Origin of the sequence: Bradyrhizobium sp. WU425 (assembly GCF_021052305.1) — a bacterium.
Classification (GTDB): Bacteria; Pseudomonadota; Alphaproteobacteria; order Rhizobiales; family Xanthobacteraceae; genus Bradyrhizobium; species Bradyrhizobium canariense_D.
This window is the reverse complement of record NZ_CP088089.1, coordinates 3,806,409-3,821,120: the sequence shown is the minus strand read 5'-3', so window position 1 is coordinate 3,821,120 and position 14,712 is coordinate 3,806,409. Positions and strand designations below refer to the sequence as shown.

Annotated in this window: 16 protein-coding genes and 1 pseudogene; 9 read left to right on the top strand and 8 right to left on the bottom strand. The window is 62.8% G+C overall.

Going from position 1 to position 14,712, the window contains the following annotated elements:
* Positions 1-449 precede the first annotated feature (449 nt).
* Positions 450-1,133, bottom strand: a pseudogene (plsY, locus tag BcanWU425_RS18565) (glycerol-3-phosphate 1-O-acyltransferase PlsY).
* Between the two features lie 211 nt (positions 1,134-1,344).
* On the opposite strand from plsY, the gene BcanWU425_RS18560 reads away from it, so the two are divergent.
* Both BcanWU425_RS18560 and BcanWU425_RS18555 read left to right on the top strand, forming a co-directional pair.
* On the top strand, positions 1,345-2,157 hold the full coding sequence (locus tag BcanWU425_RS18560) for an aminoglycoside phosphotransferase family protein (protein ID WP_204511393.1): 813 nt from the start codon (positions 1,345-1,347) through the stop codon (positions 2,155-2,157).
* A 369-nt stretch (positions 2,158-2,526) separates the two neighbouring features.
* A complete protein-coding gene (locus tag BcanWU425_RS18555) occupies positions 2,527-3,462 on the top strand; it encodes an NADP-dependent oxidoreductase (protein WP_204511394.1) in 936 nt (311 codons plus the stop codon).
* 234 nt (positions 3,463-3,696) lie between these two features.
* Here the strand turns inward: BcanWU425_RS18555 and BcanWU425_RS18550 are convergent, their stop codons facing one another.
* The 3 genes from BcanWU425_RS18550 to BcanWU425_RS18540 all read right to left on the bottom strand — a co-directional run bounded on the left by BcanWU425_RS18550 (position 3,697) and on the right by BcanWU425_RS18540 (position 4,774).
* The gene (locus BcanWU425_RS18550; protein WP_204513944.1) at positions 3,697-4,077 is read right to left on the bottom strand and encodes a hypothetical protein; all 381 of its coding nucleotides are present in this window, start codon (positions 4,075-4,077) and stop codon (positions 3,697-3,699) included.
* Positions 4,078-4,130: 53 nt separating this feature from the next.
* Positions 4,131-4,352, bottom strand: coding sequence for a hypothetical protein (locus BcanWU425_RS18545; RefSeq protein ID WP_204511395.1), 222 nt, complete (start codon positions 4,350-4,352; stop codon positions 4,131-4,133).
* A gap of 203 nt (positions 4,353-4,555) precedes the next feature.
* A complete protein-coding gene (locus BcanWU425_RS18540) occupies positions 4,556-4,774 on the bottom strand; it encodes a hypothetical protein (protein ID WP_204511396.1) in 219 nt (72 codons plus the stop codon).
* Positions 4,775-5,814: 1,040 nt separating this feature from the next.
* On the opposite strand from BcanWU425_RS18540, the gene BcanWU425_RS18535 reads away from it, so the two are divergent.
* A complete protein-coding gene (locus BcanWU425_RS18535; RefSeq protein WP_204511397.1) occupies positions 5,815-6,192 on the top strand; it encodes a PRC-barrel domain-containing protein in 378 nt (125 codons plus the stop codon).
* A 545-nt stretch (positions 6,193-6,737) separates the two neighbouring features.
* On the opposite strand, the gene BcanWU425_RS18530 is transcribed toward BcanWU425_RS18535, so the two are convergent.
* The gene (locus tag BcanWU425_RS18530; protein WP_204511398.1) at positions 6,738-7,976 is read right to left on the bottom strand and encodes an MFS transporter; all 1,239 of its coding nucleotides are present in this window, start codon (positions 7,974-7,976) and stop codon (positions 6,738-6,740) included.
* Between the two features lie 129 nt (positions 7,977-8,105).
* On the opposite strand from BcanWU425_RS18530, the gene BcanWU425_RS18525 reads away from it, so the two are divergent.
* From BcanWU425_RS18525 to BcanWU425_RS18515, 3 genes are all read left to right on the top strand, one after another.
* Positions 8,106-8,714 (top strand): TetR/AcrR family transcriptional regulator, encoded by a 609-nt coding sequence (locus BcanWU425_RS18525; RefSeq protein WP_085395622.1) that lies wholly within the window; start codon positions 8,106-8,108, stop codon positions 8,712-8,714.
* A gap of 169 nt (positions 8,715-8,883) precedes the next feature.
* Positions 8,884-9,477, top strand: coding sequence for a hypothetical protein (locus BcanWU425_RS18520; protein WP_204511399.1), 594 nt, complete (start codon positions 8,884-8,886; stop codon positions 9,475-9,477).
* Between the two features lie 159 nt (positions 9,478-9,636).
* Positions 9,637-10,008, top strand: coding sequence for a hypothetical protein (locus BcanWU425_RS18515; RefSeq protein ID WP_085395621.1), 372 nt, complete (start codon positions 9,637-9,639; stop codon positions 10,006-10,008).
* A 241-nt stretch (positions 10,009-10,249) separates the two neighbouring features.
* On the opposite strand, the gene BcanWU425_RS18510 is transcribed toward BcanWU425_RS18515, so the two are convergent.
* Positions 10,250-11,623 carry a PleD family two-component system response regulator gene (locus tag BcanWU425_RS18510; RefSeq protein WP_018455158.1) on the bottom strand — a complete coding sequence of 458 codons (1,374 nt, stop codon included), beginning with the start codon at positions 11,621-11,623 and terminating at the stop codon, positions 10,250-10,252.
* Positions 11,624-11,637: 14 nt separating this feature from the next.
* The gene (locus BcanWU425_RS18505; protein WP_007603272.1) at positions 11,638-12,003 is read right to left on the bottom strand and encodes a response regulator; all 366 of its coding nucleotides are present in this window, start codon (positions 12,001-12,003) and stop codon (positions 11,638-11,640) included.
* A gap of 266 nt (positions 12,004-12,269) precedes the next feature.
* On the opposite strand from BcanWU425_RS18505, the gene BcanWU425_RS18500 reads away from it, so the two are divergent.
* From BcanWU425_RS18500 to BcanWU425_RS18490, 3 genes are read left to right on the top strand one after another with little or no spacing between them, the layout of a single operon-like run.
* Positions 12,270-12,581, top strand: coding sequence for a DUF3572 domain-containing protein (locus BcanWU425_RS18500; RefSeq protein ID WP_027518410.1), 312 nt, complete (start codon positions 12,270-12,272; stop codon positions 12,579-12,581).
* The gene (locus BcanWU425_RS18495; protein WP_204511400.1) at positions 12,578-13,867 is read left to right on the top strand and encodes a DNA polymerase IV; all 1,290 of its coding nucleotides are present in this window, start codon (positions 12,578-12,580) and stop codon (positions 13,865-13,867) included. The genes BcanWU425_RS18500 and BcanWU425_RS18495 overlap by 4 nt, the downstream gene beginning before the upstream one ends.
* Complete coding sequence (locus tag BcanWU425_RS18490; RefSeq protein ID WP_085351383.1) at positions 13,867-14,274, top strand: ACT domain-containing protein; 408 nt, start codon at positions 13,867-13,869, stop codon at positions 14,272-14,274. The genes BcanWU425_RS18495 and BcanWU425_RS18490 overlap by 1 nt, the downstream gene beginning before the upstream one ends.
* Before the next feature lie 9 nt (positions 14,275-14,283).
* Here the strand turns inward: BcanWU425_RS18490 and BcanWU425_RS18485 are convergent, their stop codons facing one another.
* Positions 14,284-14,685 (bottom strand): RidA family protein, encoded by a 402-nt coding sequence (locus BcanWU425_RS18485; protein ID WP_007603265.1) that lies wholly within the window; start codon positions 14,683-14,685, stop codon positions 14,284-14,286.
* Positions 14,686-14,712 lie beyond the last annotated feature (27 nt).

Here is a 14,712-nt window from a genome sequence, read left to right as displayed (position 1 = left end):
AACGCGCAAGCGTTGCTGCGCAGAACCGGGACCCAGAAAGCCACACAATACAACCAGCGACTGGGCCCCGGCTCTGCAACGCACCGCTAAAGAAGCGCCGCGCTGCGCCGGGGCACGAGAGCGCGAGGAAGCGTGCTTCTGGAACTGTCGCCTCCGCTATGCGCTCCCGCTTCGGCTGATCACGCGAGACGATCAGGGCGCTGCGACTGCAACCGTTTCTTCGATAATCCTCAGTTGTCCATTTTCGCTGGTCAGTATGGATGAGTAATAACCGTGAAACGGACGGTCTCCTACCTTGGCCTCCCATGTTCCAGCGTTGAGGACAAAGCTCGCTGATCTGAAGGCCATGTTCCCTCCGTTGGGTTCGCTATTGTGAATTGATATCGCTCAGCTCCGTTCGACAACTGAGCGTTGCTGCACCTCAATAAGCGCGGCAAATAAGTCGTCTGCTAAACCTGCGCTTCCGCTTTCGTACCTTGGCCATTTCGAACCAGACGCGGCTCCGCTCCCGCCAAAAGCCTTTGGATGTTGGCACGATGGCGGATGATCACGTAGAGGCCGCCTCCGATCACCAGCAACCGATACGGCAATGGGTGCTCGACCGCGCAGAGAAGAACGATTGCCGTCAACGCCGCGAGCATCGAGCTCAAGGAAACGATCCTGGTCATAGCCAGCACGAGGCCAAAGACGGCTGCAGCCCCCAATCCGACGGGGCAAGACATCGCCAGCAACACACCGAGCCCCGCGGCAGCCGACTTGCCTCCCGTGAAGTTCAGCCAGATCGATCGGCTATGTCCCAACAGCACAGCAAGTCCAGCCAGACAAACAGCCCATGCCACCCAGACCTGCAGATCAGACGCTGTCGGCGGCGGGGATATTTCCGCGTACAGCCAAGGGCAGAACGAACGCGCGACGATGATGGCACCCACGCCCTTCAGCACATCGCCGACGAGCACGAACAAGGCAGGCCCTTTGCCGAGAGTGCGCAAGACATTCGTTGCCCCGGTGGACTTGGAGCCATGCCTTCGGATGTCGATGCCCCTGAGCAGCTTCCCCGCCAGATAGCCCGTGGGGACCTAGCCAAGGAGATAGGCGATCAACAACCCAACCGCGCCCGCTGTCCAAAAAGCCATGGGTTTTGGATCCAGTTTCCTGAACGCTGTTTTATCCCCGACTTCGTCTGACCGCTATACGTCACAAGTGGCCGATCACGGCCCCGAGGCTGCGACTGCGATCGAAGGTCTCTGCAGGTTGAAACGCGATGATAATGTCCGGCTGCCCCGCGACGCGAAGGGTTCCTTTTTTCTCGCCGCCGGTGTTTCATCTGCGCGGCGGAGAACGGACATGCAGGGATCGCTGGGGGAAAAGATCGGTGAAGGCGCCTTCTCCGAGGCCTACGCCTGGGCGCCCGGTCAGGTCGTGAAGCTGTTTAAGGCCGGCGTCTCTCATCTGCTCGGCCGACACGAGGTACGCATGATCCGCGCCGTGCACGCCGCCGGCGTCCCCGTGCCGGCGGTGTTGGGAGAGGTGACGCTGGACGGGCGCTTCGGCATCGTGCTGGAGCGCCTCGACGGACCGACCCTGCGGCATCTTTCGCGGACCGGCGCGGTGACGTTCGAACAGGCGGGCGCGATCATCGCGGCTCTGGCCATATCTCTTCACAAGACGTCGCCACCGCCGGAGCTCCCCTCCATGCGCGCGTATATGGAGAGCGAGTTGCGGCACGACGGCGGCAAGGTCCCGAAGCACGTCGCCACTGACATCCTCACCCTGATTGATCGCCTGTCGACCGGCGGCGGGCTTTGCCATTGCGACCTTAGCCCCGGCAACGTGATCATGACTGCGGAAGGCCCCAAGCTCGTCGACTGGACCTTCGCGATGCGCGGGCCCGCCGCCCTCGATCTTGGGTTCTTGCATGTCATCCTGTCCGAGCTCGGCCCGGAAATAGCCGACAATCCGGAGCGGCCGCGCGCGACCAATGCGGCGGCGCAATCCGAATATGCGCGGCTGGCCGGCATGTCTCTGGCGGAGTTGACGGCGGCAATGGAGCCGTATTTGCCTATCGTCCGCACCTTCGTCGTCCTCGGAAAAGTGGTGCCTGCGCTGCGGGAGCAACTGATCCAGCGCATCGAAGCGGGGCTGCGCGCGAAAGACTGAACCGTCCGCAACCTCGATTCCTGTTCGCCGTCTCAGGGCGCTCTCGATCACCGAGCAAATCTCGGCAGCCAGTGGAGCCGTTTGGCACAATCGGGTTGTATCGGGAGGCGGCCCTCGCGCTTGGTACAGCCAAAATCGGCATTCTTGGTCCTGTTTTATAGCCGGGCGCAACGCATCTATTCGCTGACGACCGGCGACCGGAGCGATCCCGATCCATCAGGATGAGTGGGAGCCCCGGTCAATGCGGAGAGCGGAGATTGCGGACACGAAGACACGAGTTCCACACAGCCTGACATTCTGTGGATGCCGGTGCGTCCACGCTCTTTGCATTATTCGACCAAGAGACAAATGACCGAGGAGATAATTCCCATGAAGGCGATCGTTGTAACGGACCAGGCCGCAGGAAGGGCCGGGATGAAGCTCATGGACCGGCCCGAGCCGCAGGCAGCGATAAACGACGTCGTCGTTCAGGTTCATGCGTCGGGATTTGTACCGACTGAGCTGGCGTGGCCCTCGACCTGGACCGATCGCCTCGAACGTGACCGAACACCGTCGATCCCTGGGCACGAGCTGGCCGGAGTGGTCTCCGCCCTCGGATATGGCACAACGGGACTATCAGTCGGACAGCGGGTGTTCGGCCTCGCGGACTGGTATCGCGACGGCACGCTGGCCGAGTATGTGGCGATCGAGGCACGCAACCTTGCACCGCTGCCGGGCGACGTCGACTTTACGGTAGGTGCGAGTCTGCCGATCTCGGGCCTGACGGCGTGGCAAGGGCTGTTCCAACACGGCCGCCTTCAGGCGGGGCAAAGCGTCCTCGCTCACGGAGCGGCCGGCGCAGTCGGGTCGATGGTGACGCAACTCGCACGAGAGGCCGGCGCCTACGTCATCGGCTCTGGACGCGCCGCCGACCGTCAGACAGTGCTCGACTTCGGCGCGAAGGAGTTCGTCGACCTCGACAACGACACCCTGAAGGACGTGGGCAAAGTCGATCTGGTGTTCGATGTCATCGGCGGTGATATCCAGAAGCGATCCGCAGCACTGATCCGAGCCGGAGGAACATTGGTGACGATCGTGGGGCCGGCCGAGACGCGGCCCTCCGATGGCCTGGCGGTCGACTTCGTCGTCGAGTCCGATCGAGCCCAACTGAGTGAGATCGTACGGCGGGTGCGGGACGGACGACTGCGAATGAACATCGGCAACGTCTCGACCCTCGATGATGCCGTCGCCGCGTTAAATCCGACCAAGCGACGCAAGGGGAATACGATTATCCACATTCGTCCCTGGGAGACGCACGCCCATTGATGCGCGCGACCGGCCGGCGATCACCAGCAGCTCGGATGCCCGCTGGATTATCCGCCGCGATGGAGACGAAGCATGCACTTCCGCCCTGCCTAGGGCGTGTACTCATTAAGCAGCCGCCCGCCAGATGTCCGGTTTACCGCCAACATCGGCCGCAGACCTGAAGGCCTTCGAGGTCGCAGATGGGCCAATGGGAGACGTCACCGACGCCCAAACTTGACTGACGCAACACCGCGGCTAGCGAAGCGGGCGGGACCGGCTGAACAAGAAACCGCTGGGAGTGAACTTTCGGGCTACTGCGAGCGCGCTGGCCTCGCACGTTTCGAGCGCGATCTTCTGGGCCAGCATGACGTCGCCAATCGGAAGATCGCCAACGGGCAGGAAGCACAAGCCGATCTTTGGGCGACCGTTTTCGCCGATCTCGCAGACATTCGCAGCCGCTCCCGCATAGATCCTATAGCGGTTGCCCGTATCGCCGCCGACCACATCGAAATAGCCCGTTTGCGTGAATTGCCGCCGCTGGAGGGGCGAGAGGCAATGCCGCAGCAGCAGCAGCGCGCGTCCTTCGGGAGTGTTCTCGGCGCCGTGTCTAATGAACAGCGCCTTTGCAGCCCTCATCCGTGAGCGTTCACCCGGCCGGGACGGCCTGAACAGCCACACGGCTCAGCGATTCAGCCGCCGACCAGCCTGGGGAAGAAGAGAGTTTCTTCCGCAGTGGGGTCGAACGATCGGATCTGCGACACCTGATTTGAACTGGTCCGGACCGCGGCGGTGAAGCCGACGTTCCTCAGCTCGCGGAATCGCTGCTCCGCCTTGGCTACTTCTCGTGCATCGTTGGCGTCGAAAAAGTGACGGCTGTCGCCGGTACTGTCCATCACGACTTGGATCGGCATGCGGATCCCTCCTTGTTGCTTCATGACTGAATGTTGTCGAAGCTCCGAAACCGGCGCCGGAAGGCGCAACAAAATGGGCCCCAGCTCCCGGGGGGCAATGGGGGAAGAGCTGGGGCCCGACTGAATCACCCACTTGGGGATGGGCATTGGGAAAACTTGGTAACTGACGAGTCGTTCCAAACTGCCGTTCCGCCTACAAATGTTCAGCGGCCTCTGTCGTCCTTGCCGTTGGGACTACCATCGCTGCCGCCGTTACCCCAGCCATTGTTGCCGTGGTGATGGACCGCGCTCGCACCCGATTTAGCAATTGCATGGGACGTGAGGGAGGTGGAGAGCAGCAGCGTTATGGCTGGAGGTGTCACCACCGCGAACTTTCCGCAGGTCTTCAGAAATTCGCGGCGGTCATCGTCTTCGTTAGGCATGGGGTCCCTCCGGTGCTGGCGGAGAGATTAAATACCTTAAATACAATTAAATCAATTAAACCATGTTATAAGTTCGGTCACGAACTGCGACAATAAGTTGGCAATGTTGAGCAGCCTGTGTCGGAGATTTAGTTCGCACCCAGGGACGAGTGCGCGACGTTCCGTGGCTAACTGACGACTTTGAGCGATGGTTTCGTTGGCTCGCTCGAGCAGGCACGTGTCTCGGCGCTGACTTCTTCGGCCATTTTGCGCTCCTAACATGCAGGCGGGAGCGCGGAATTGTCTCTCAGCCACCGACGCCTACGGTTAGACCCTCGGCCAGCGATGCGTATCAACGTGCGAAGTCGCTTATCATTGCTGGCGCTTCCCTGGCTCTCGTCCCCTCCTTCTCAGCAGGAGTGAAGGCGAGCGCTTGGAGAGGTTTTAGGAGGAAGCCCACCATCCGTCGGGGAATGGCTCCAGCAAAGTCCGATTGACTTGGTTGTCGTTGTCAGGGGCTGATAGCGCCTGCATTCCAGCTTGGTGGCGCGCGGCGACGGAAGCGGACAGACAGGGCGCCTGGTTCACGAGTTCGAAGACGGCGCGAAGCAGGATGTGTCAAGCGTAATGGAGGCACACTGCGGGCGCTTCGCTCTGCTTCTTCGACTAGACCTCGAATATATTCCAATTCTGAGAGCTGAGAGGTGAGTTCGCTAAGTCGTTGGGCATAAAGGATTGCGCGAGAGCTTCGCATGAATGTTCTCCCCTGCGCAAAAAACTATCGGGAAAAACCAGCAAATCAATTTAACTATGTTAACGGGCTCGGTCACGAAAGTGCGCCCATAAGTTGCTCCAAGGCTATTCGAGGCTTCGCTACTCCCTCAGGGGCAGCGCGATGCGCTGGAGTCCGCTTTGGGGCCACTAGCGGTCCTCGACTGGCCGCGCTCCGTAGGTCAGCTACGGACCAATCGCGTCGATTTGGCGCTGCGGCGCTCAACGCAGAAACGTCCTCGTAGCTGCCAAGTTAAGCCGCCAAAATCACCTGTGAGGGAGACAAAGTCATGGCCCGCGCAACAGCCCACCCGGATCATCACTGCATCTCGAGCGAAGACATTCAGGGAAGCGAGGTGTATGGAGCAGATGGAAAGAATATCGGTGAGATTGATCACCTCATCATCGACAAGGTGTCAGGCCGCGTAGCTTACGCAGTCATGAGCTTCGGCGGATTTGTTGGCTTGGGTCACAGCCACTACCCCATTCCATGGAGCGCTCTGACGTATGATACGTCGATCGAGGGCTTCCGAACCAATATCACAGAGCAACAGCTCAGGGATGCGCCGGAGTTCAGCGATGACTCCTGGCAGGATCGAGATTGGGAAAGGCGAACCCACCGGTATTATGGGACACCCACTTACTGGGAAGGGCGAGGTGGCCTATAACGCCAGACGACGCGCCGGAATTTTCCAATCGTGAGTGTCAGCTGAATTGATCGGCGACCCTCGTTGGATGCTGTCGGATCGATCTTCCGACCAATACTAGCATTGAGCTTCGCTGGAAACCGTCCAGCGAAGTTCAGGCAGTTTTGATTGATGAGCCTTGCAGCGAACAACGCCTGCCGCCCCGCATCGGAGGCGGAGGATGTCGCTCATTGGTTTTGCTCAGCTTCTCTCTAGAGTCAGCAATGGGTTCAAGCGGCGCCCAGCGGGCATTACCCTGAAGGTCCGCTGCGGACAGTTACGGAAGTCCCAAATTGGGCGCGGCGCTGGGCACTGATCGGGGCAGCGGTACCACTCCGTTTGATGATGCTCGCTCCACGAAGTTCGCTGCATCCTCAGCAGTCATGTTCTGACTATAGAGTCGGCGCACTGCGGGGCTTAGCCGCTCGGCGAAGCTAACAACCATCATGTTGTCCCCGGTGACCTCCCGTTGGCCCATTTGCTCCGCGTGCGACACAGCACGTTGCTCAACCCGCTGGACGCCTCGCCTACGCCGTCCGCAACACCGGCGCCGGCGGCTGCGACGGCCGGATCAGCGCAAACGCAACCTGGATGATGCCGCCGGCCAGCCCCAGCGCGACGCCGATGCGCCAGGCCATCGTGTACGAGCCGAGCGCGTCGTAGAGCACCCCTCCCCCATACGCGCCGAGAAAGCTGCCGATCTGGTGGCTCATGAAGGCGAGGCCCTGGATCATCGCCTGCCAGCGGAGGCCGAACATTTCGGCGACGGCGCCCGCGACCAGCGGTCCCACCCCCATCCACAGGAAGCCCATGATCGCGCCGAACAGCAGGGTCGAGGCCGGCGTCGCCGGCAGCATGAAGTACCAGGCCAGCGCGAGTGAGCGGAAGATGTAGATGCCGCCGAGCAGCGCCAGCTTGTTCCAGCGCTGGCCGGCCCAGCCGAAGAACAGCGAGCCGAGCACGTTGAAGCCGCCGATCATCCCGAGCGTCTGCGCGCTCAGCATCGGATCGAGGCCGCAGATCGCGAGATAGGACGGCAGGTGCGTGGTGAGGAACACGAGCTGCATGCCGCAAACGAGATAGGCGCAGGTCATCACTACGAAGGACGCGTTGCCGAAGGCGGTCTTCGCGGCAATCAACGCTGTGGCATCGACGATCTCGTCAGTCGCGGGCTTCGGCAGCGGGACCGCGTCGACGCGCCCGGCATACCAGGCCGCAGGGATCATCAGCACCGACATCACCACGAAGCCGGCGAGCCCGATGCGCCAGCCAAAGCCCTCGTTGAGCATCTGCCCGATCGGCGCCGACAGCAATGCGCCGAGCGAGCCCGCCCCGGAGACGATGCCGAGCACGGTGGAACGCACCGTCGCGGGCACCGCGCGCGCCGCCACCGACATCGCGATCGCCGCCGCGGTGCAGGCGAGCGAGGTGCCTATCAGCACGCCGGCGCCGATCATGATGGCGACGAGACCGTTCGCGGTTGCCATCAGCACCAGGCCCGCGATGTACATGAACGAGCCTGCGATCATGATCGGACGGAACCCGTAGCGCGTGGTCATCGCGCCGGCGAGCGGCTGGAGAAAGCCCCAGGCGAGGTTCTGCACGGCCAGCGCCAGCGTGAAATCGGAGATCGACAGATGGATGTCGTGGGTCAGCGGCTGCATGAAGATGCCGAGGCTCTGCCGCAGTCCCATGCTCAGCGTAAGCATGATCGAGGCGCCGATCAGGATGGGCAATGTTGGGCGCAGGATCTGCAACAGGGGCATTTTTGTCTCCCTCGTGGGCGCGGCGCGCGCGCCGTCGTCTGCAATATCGATTGATTTTGGTTACACAGACCTGTGTACTTAGGCTATGAATAGGGTGCACTGTCAAGCGAACAGGACATTCACCGCCGCATGGCTCCCCCGCCCGCCCCACAGACGATGAAAGAGCGGATTCTCGAGACCGCCGACAAACTGTTCTATCTTCAGGGCATTCGCGCCATCGGCGTCGACACCATCGCGGCCGAGATCGGCATCTCCAAGCGCACGCTCTACAACCACTTCCCCTCCAAGGACGCGCTGATCGCCGCCTACCTGGAGCGCCGCTTCGTGCAGCCCCGCCCCTCGGACAAGCCGGCGGCCGAGCAGATCCTCGCCACCTTCGATTCGCTGGAGCGCCGCTTCGCCGCAAAAGACTTTCGCGGCTGCCCGTTCGTGAATGCGGTCGCCGAGCTTGGCCCGGCCGACCGCGCCGTGAAGAAGATCGCAATCGCCTTCAAGGAAAGCCGCCGCATCTGGTTTCGCGACCGCCTCAACGAGCTCGGCGTTGCGAACGCGGAGGCGCTCGCAACGCAGCTCGTGCTGCTGGTCGACGGCTCGATCGCGCAGGACCTCGTCCGCGACGACCCCGCAATGGCCCGCGCCGCGAAGGAAGCGGCGACGGTGCTGCTGCGGAATGCGGGGGTGACGGTGGGAGATCAGACTACGGTGAAGCGAGGCAAGCGGCCGGCCCGGCATCCCTGAAGCAGCTGCAACATCAGAACCCGCCGCTCGCCGCAAGAAGTCCGGATCGGAAAGCACGCACCGCAAGGTCCGTTTGCCGTGCTTCACCCTTCGATCTCTTGAAGCGATTGGACTGAGAGGAACCATCGTCATTTCGGCGTAGTTGACCTTCTTTACACCGGAGAAGGTCATGAATCGAAAATCGCTTCTTCTTACAGCCGCACTGTCCTTCGCTGTTGCCGCTCCCGTCTTCGCACAAGGCGGCGGCGGAGGCGGTGGCGGCGGTGCCGGCGGAGGCGCGGGTGGCGCAGCTGCGAGCGGCGGCGCGTCCGGATCATCCGCCAGCTCAGGCGCAGGCACTGGCACGTCTGGCGCCGCCAATGGAGGCCCCTCGGCGCCATCCGGCATGGGCGCAAACGGAACCTCAACCGGCGCTCACACCAACAACTCTCCAACCAACCCGAACGTTCAGCCCCAGACGCCGAACGGGAATACTGCGAGCACACCGACCACCACCGGCGCGGGCAACACCGCGTCAGGATCGACACAGGCGGGCACGCCAAACGGGACCGACAGGTCCGGTATCACGGCCACCAATGGCGCCAACAGCGACAACAAGGGCCAGATGAGCCCCGCGGAGCAGGCAAGAACGGGGATCAAGACGCTTCCACAGGACCAAACTCCAGGAGCCGTCAGTGCGCCGGGCGTTGGCGTCGGTCATGCGGCGAACGGCTTGCCGATCGGTACGCCCGGTTCGGGGACCAGCAACGTCGATCAGAAGTGACCCGGACTTTCTCCATCCCCACAGGGCCCGCTACGGCGGGCCTTTTCTGTGACGTCCTGAAGGGAGTGGACGAGGCCTAGCGCTGCGAGGGCGAGACATGGAGTAAACTTGGCATCAGGCGGCCCTGCCGATACACTGGTTTCTTTTTGAGGCGTGCCCATGATTAGATTTTCGTCGTTGCTGCCAATTTCATTTCTGATCATCTGCACCCCGGCCACGGCCGACGAGATGAAGATCCAATTCACATTTGGACCTCCGCGGCCCTGCACCACCGTCTTTCCCAATCCCGAAATCAAGATGAAGAGTGTTCCGCCCGGCACGCGCACGATCGTCGTCAAGTTTCGCAGAGAGAAGAACTACGAGATGGGCGGCCAGGAGATCCCATTTCCTTCAGACAACATCGTGAAGCCGGAGAGCTTGCGAACCTGGGGCCCCTGCAATTCCGGCCTGTACACTTATGAGGTCATCGCGAAGTCCAGCACGGGCGCGGCCCTGGCCAAGGCAGAATGGTCGGAGCCCTATCCTCCCTGACCTGAAGGGTGGACGCCCGCTTGTTCGCCGTGGCGTGCCGGATTCCTCGCTAGCGGGATGACAGCAGAGTTTGTGGATGTTGGATGCTAGCAGGATGCTCCTGTTTTGCCCGACGAGTCAAACGGCAATGCTGTGCGCATCAGCCGTTTTGCAGCCGACGTAAGCCATTGATCCGACTAGTGTCGGCTACTGTGCATGGGGTTGTTTTCGCGTTTTTTTACGCGGGCGTGTGCCAGCGGCCTCACGCCGCGTGCGACACCACGCGATTGCGGCCGTCGTGCTTGGCGCGGTACAGGGCGGTATCGGCGCGCTTGAGCACGTCGCCAACCGCCTCGCCCTTCTGCTCCAGCGTGGTCAGGCCGATCGAGATCGTGACCTCGATGCGCTTGGTGCCCTTGTGGATCGCAAAGGGCTCGCCGGCGATCGAGCGGCGCAGGCGCTCGGCGACCATGCCCGCGACGTGGAGATCGGTCTCCGGCATCACGATGACGAATTCCTCGCCGCCGTAGCGACAGGCAAGGTCGATGCCGCGGATCGACTTGCGCACCCGCACGGCGAATTCGCGCAGCACGTCGTCGCCGGCGTCGTGGCCGTAATTGTCGTTGATCGACTTGAAGTAGTCGATGTCCAGGATCATCAGCGCCAGCGGCTTGCCGCGGGTCGCGGCCTGCTCGGCCAGCGTCGCGAGATGGCTCTCCATGTAGCGGCGATTGTGCAGCCCCGTGAGCGCGTCGGTGATCGCCATCTCGATCGAATTCTGCACGTTGTCGCGCAAATGGTCGGTGTAGCGGCGACGGCGGATCTGGGTGCGGGCACGCGCCAGCAGCTCGATCTTGTCGATGGGACGCAGCAGATAGTCGTTGACGCCGATCTCGAGCCCGCGCAGCAGCCGCGTCGCGTTCTCGGGGTCGGCGATCGCCAGGATCGGCACATGCCGCGTGCGCTCCAGCGAGCGCGCCTGGCTGCACAGCCGCAGGCCGTCGAAATTGTTGAGGTCGAGCGAGACGATCAGCAGATCGTAATTGCCCTCGGCGGCGTGGAACAGCGCCTCCGTCGGGTTCGGCTCGACGTCGATGGTGTGCTCGGCGGCAAGGATCGTCGCCAGCCGTTCATAGGAGGACTGTCGGTCGTCGACCAGCAGGATACGGCCGCCCTTGCCGGTGTCGGAGATCGCACTGCGCTCGGGCGCCTGCATGCCGATCTCGAGCGAGGTGATGGCGCGCATGCGCAGCTCGTCCGTCATCATCTTCAGCCGGGTCAGCGAGCGCACGCGCGCGATCAGCACGACATCGGAGACGGGTTTTGTCAGGAAATCGTCGGCGCCGGCTTCCAGCCCGCGGTTGCGGTCGGACGGGCTGTCGAGCGCGGTGACCATCACGACGGGAATGTGATGCGTGGCCGGATCGGTCTTGAGCCGGCGACAGACCTCGAAACCGTCCATGTCCGGCATCATGACGTCGAGCAGGATGATGTCGCATTCGGCGCGGGCGCAGATCGCCAGCGCCTCGGTGCCGTTCGCGGCGGTCATCACGTCGAAATATTCGGCGGACAGGCGGGCTTCGAGCAGCTTGACGTTGGCGGGGACGTCATCGACGACGAGAATACGCGCGGACACTGTGAACTCACTTCCTATCCGATGAAACGTCGGACCGTCTCAATGAATTTGCCGACCGAGATCGGCTTGGACAAATAGGCCTCGCAGCCGCCCTCGCGGATGCGCTCTTCGTCGCCCTTCATCGCGAACGCCGTGACGGCGACGACGGGAATGCTGCGCAGCTCCGGATCGTCCTTGATCCAGCGCGTCACCTCCAGGCCCGAGACCTGCGGCAATTGGATATCCATCAGCACGAGGTCGGGCCGCATCTTGCGAACGAGGTCGAGCGCCTCGTAGCCGTTGCTGGTGCCGGTGGTCTGGTAGCCGTGCGCCTCCAACAGGTCGCGGAAGAGCTTCATGTTGAGCTCGTTGTCTTCCACGATCAGGACGGTCTTAGCCATCCCGCCCTCCTGATTGGTCCGCAGACCGATGCATGTGACGCCTCAGGCGCCGGTCGCCGGCGCTTCGAAAACTGGATTCAAACTAGCCTCGAATTCGCTTGAGTTTCGTTAAACCCGAGGGCCGACTTTCTGCGATGTGGTTTCCAGTTGCTTGTCGGGGGTCGCAAGACTTGGGTAAGAGACTGGGCAAGAGACTTGGAAACGAGACTCGGGCATGGTGGCCCCAAAGTAGACACCGAAAGTTAACGGAAAGGCAAACCGGCCACGTGAAAAAGCCTGTTCACAACCCGCGCGAAGTCGCTGAAATCGTTGCGCTTCAGGCGCTGTCTTTCGTTGCGGGCGAACCCGAGCGGCTGGGCCTGTTCCTGGCCGAGACAGGGGTCGGCCCGGAGATGCTGCGCAATGCCGCCTCGGACCCCAATTTCCTGCTGAGCGTGCTCGATTTCGTGATGCGCGACGACGCCACCGTGAAGGCTTTTGCCAGCACGGCGGAACTGCATCCGACCAACGTTGCCGCAGCGCGGCAGGTTCTCGGCGACGCGCTCGGCGACCCCAATTGGGAGCGCGACGTGCCGTGACCTCCTTGGAGACGGCCGGGCCCCGCTGCTTCTGCCGGGATTGTTCGGCCGATCTGGATATGGGCGTGCGGCGCTGTTCCGCCTGCGGTTCCCCCCGCCTCGCCCGCCACCGCGCGCTCGCAAGCCTGACCATCGCCCATATCGACTGCGACGCCTTCTACGCGACCGTCGAGAAGCGCGACAATCCCGACATCGCCGACAAGCCCGTGATCATCGGCGGGGGCAAGCACGGCGTGGTGTCGGCCGCCTGCTACATCGCCCGCACCTACGGCGTGCGGTCGGCCATGCCGATGTACAAGGCGTTGGAAGCCTGCCCGCATGCAGCCGTGATCCCGCCGAACATGGCGAAATATGTCCGGGTCGGGCGCGAGGTGCGCCAGGCCATGCAAGCGCTGACGCCGCTGGTCGAGCCGCTTTCGATCGACGAGGCGTTCCTCGATCTCTCCGGCACCGAGCGGGTGCACGGCATGATCCCGGCCAAGGTGCTGGCGCGGTTCGCACGCAACATCGAGCGCGACATCGGCATCAGCGTCTCGGTCGGCCTCTCCTGCAACAAGTTCCTGGCGAAGATCGCCTCCGACCTGGACAAGCCGCGCGGGTTTGCTGCGCTCGACCAGGAGGAAGCGCGCCTGATGCTGGCGGAGAAGCCGGTCGGTTTCATTTTCGGCGTTGGACCCGCGACGCAGGAGCGTCTGGTGCAACGCGGCTTCCGCATCATCGCGGACCTGCAGAAGGCCGACGAGATCGAGGTGATGCGGCAGTTTCCGAGTGACGGCCGCAGGCTGTGGCGACTCGCGCGCGGCATCGACGACCGCCGCGTCGAGCCCGATCGGGGCGCCAAGACGATTTCGAGCGAGACGACGTTCGAGACCGACATCCGGGACTTCGCGACGCTGGAGAAGATTTTGTGGCGGCTGTGCGAAAAGACGTCGTCTCGCCTTAAGAGCAGCGAGCTCGCCGGCCTGACCGTCACGTTGAAGCTGAAGACCGCCGATTTCCGCCAGCGCACCCGCTCGCAGTCGATCACGGCCCCGACGCAGCTTGCCGCGAAGATCTTCTCGATCTGCCGCGAGATGCTGGCGAAAGAGATCGACGGCACCGCCTTCCGCCTGATGGGCGCCGGCGTCAGCGCCCTGCGCGAGGGTTCAGTCGCCGACGACACCGACATGCTCGACCGCCGCGCCGCCCATGCCGAGCGCGCGGTGGACAGCTTGCGCAAGAAATTCGGCAGCGCCGCAGTAATCCGCGGCATCGCGTATGAGGGGCCGGAAAAGGCGCAGGAGTGATGACAGGCGAACGCGACCTCCACGCACTGCTGAGACACATGAAGCCGGAGATGCGGCCGGGCATCTTCGTGTTCTGCACGATCCCGACGAACGAGCCAGTTCCCGCAGCGCTCAGTCCACTGCTGACGTTTTGCGAGCAGGAAGGAACGACGCTGGTGCTCCTGCGCGAAGAGGCCGAAGCGGCAGGACTACGCCACGCATTTGCATCGTGCCTGATCACCCTGACGGTTCACTCCGCACTCGATGCGGTCGGCTTCCTGGCGGCGATCACGGCACGTCTCGCCGCAGCCGGCATCAGCGTGAACGCCGTGTCGGCGTTTCACCACGATCATTTGTTTGTGCCGGCAGACAGGGCCGACGACGCGATGGTTCTTCTGCGAGAGATGTCCAACGCAACACACTTGTAGCGAAAGATCTCAATCCGCGACAGCCACCGCTTCGATCTCGATCATCCATTCCGGCGCGGCGAGCGCCGAGACGCCGACCAGCGTGCTCGCCGGCGGCTCCATACCTTCGAAGAAGGCCGAGCGGGCCTTGCCGATGATCGGGCGCAGCTCCGGCTTGTAGTTCACGACGAAGGTCGTGATCTTCACGATGTTGGCGTAGCTCGCGCCGGCCGCCTTCAGCGCATGCCCGAGATTCTGCATCACCTGCGTGGTCTGCGCCGCGAGATCGCCCTCGCCGACAATCCGCCCCTCCTCGTCCACCGACACCTGGCCGGAGATGTAGATCGTCCGCGCCCCCGTGGCGGTGACAACATGCGAATAGGCGGGATTGTGATGCAGGCCGCTGGGACGGAGATGATCGAGCTTGGGCATAACGAGCCTCCCGGATGTTTGTGGTTG

Bases quoted from the DNA above. Each gene is read 5' to 3' on its own strand.
- BcanWU425_RS18520 (WP_204511399.1), top strand. From the start codon at position 8,884: ATGAATCGAAAATCGCTTCTTCTTACAGCCGCACTGTCCTTCGCTGTT.
- BcanWU425_RS18530 (WP_204511398.1), bottom strand. From the start codon at position 7,976: ATGCCCCTGTTGCAGATCCTGCGCCCAACATTGCCCATCCTGATCGGC.
- BcanWU425_RS18490 (WP_085351383.1), top strand. From the start codon at position 13,867: ATGACAGGCGAACGCGACCTCCACGCACTGCTGAGACACATGAAGCCG.
- BcanWU425_RS18555 (WP_204511394.1), top strand. From the start codon at position 2,527: ATGAAGGCGATCGTTGTAACGGACCAGGCCGCAGGAAGGGCCGGGATG.
- BcanWU425_RS18540 (WP_204511396.1), bottom strand. From the start codon at position 4,774: ATGCCTAACGAAGACGATGACCGCCGCGAATTTCTGAAGACCTGCGGA.
- BcanWU425_RS18525 (WP_085395622.1), top strand. From the start codon at position 8,106: ATGGCTCCCCCGCCCGCCCCACAGACGATGAAAGAGCGGATTCTCGAG.
- BcanWU425_RS18560 (WP_204511393.1), top strand. From the start codon at position 1,345: ATGCAGGGATCGCTGGGGGAAAAGATCGGTGAAGGCGCCTTCTCCGAG.
- BcanWU425_RS18545 (WP_204511395.1), bottom strand. From the start codon at position 4,352: ATGCCGATCCAAGTCGTGATGGACAGTACCGGCGACAGCCGTCACTTT.
- BcanWU425_RS18515 (WP_085395621.1), top strand. From the start codon at position 9,637: ATGATTAGATTTTCGTCGTTGCTGCCAATTTCATTTCTGATCATCTGC.
- BcanWU425_RS18535 (WP_204511397.1), top strand. From the start codon at position 5,815: ATGGCCCGCGCAACAGCCCACCCGGATCATCACTGCATCTCGAGCGAA.
- BcanWU425_RS18550 (WP_204513944.1), bottom strand. From the start codon at position 4,077: ATGAGGGCTGCAAAGGCGCTGTTCATTAGACACGGCGCCGAGAACACT.
- BcanWU425_RS18485 (WP_007603265.1), bottom strand. From the start codon at position 14,685: ATGCCCAAGCTCGATCATCTCCGTCCCAGCGGCCTGCATCACAATCCC.
- BcanWU425_RS18505 (WP_007603272.1), bottom strand. From the start codon at position 12,003: ATGGCTAAGACCGTCCTGATCGTGGAAGACAACGAGCTCAACATGAAG.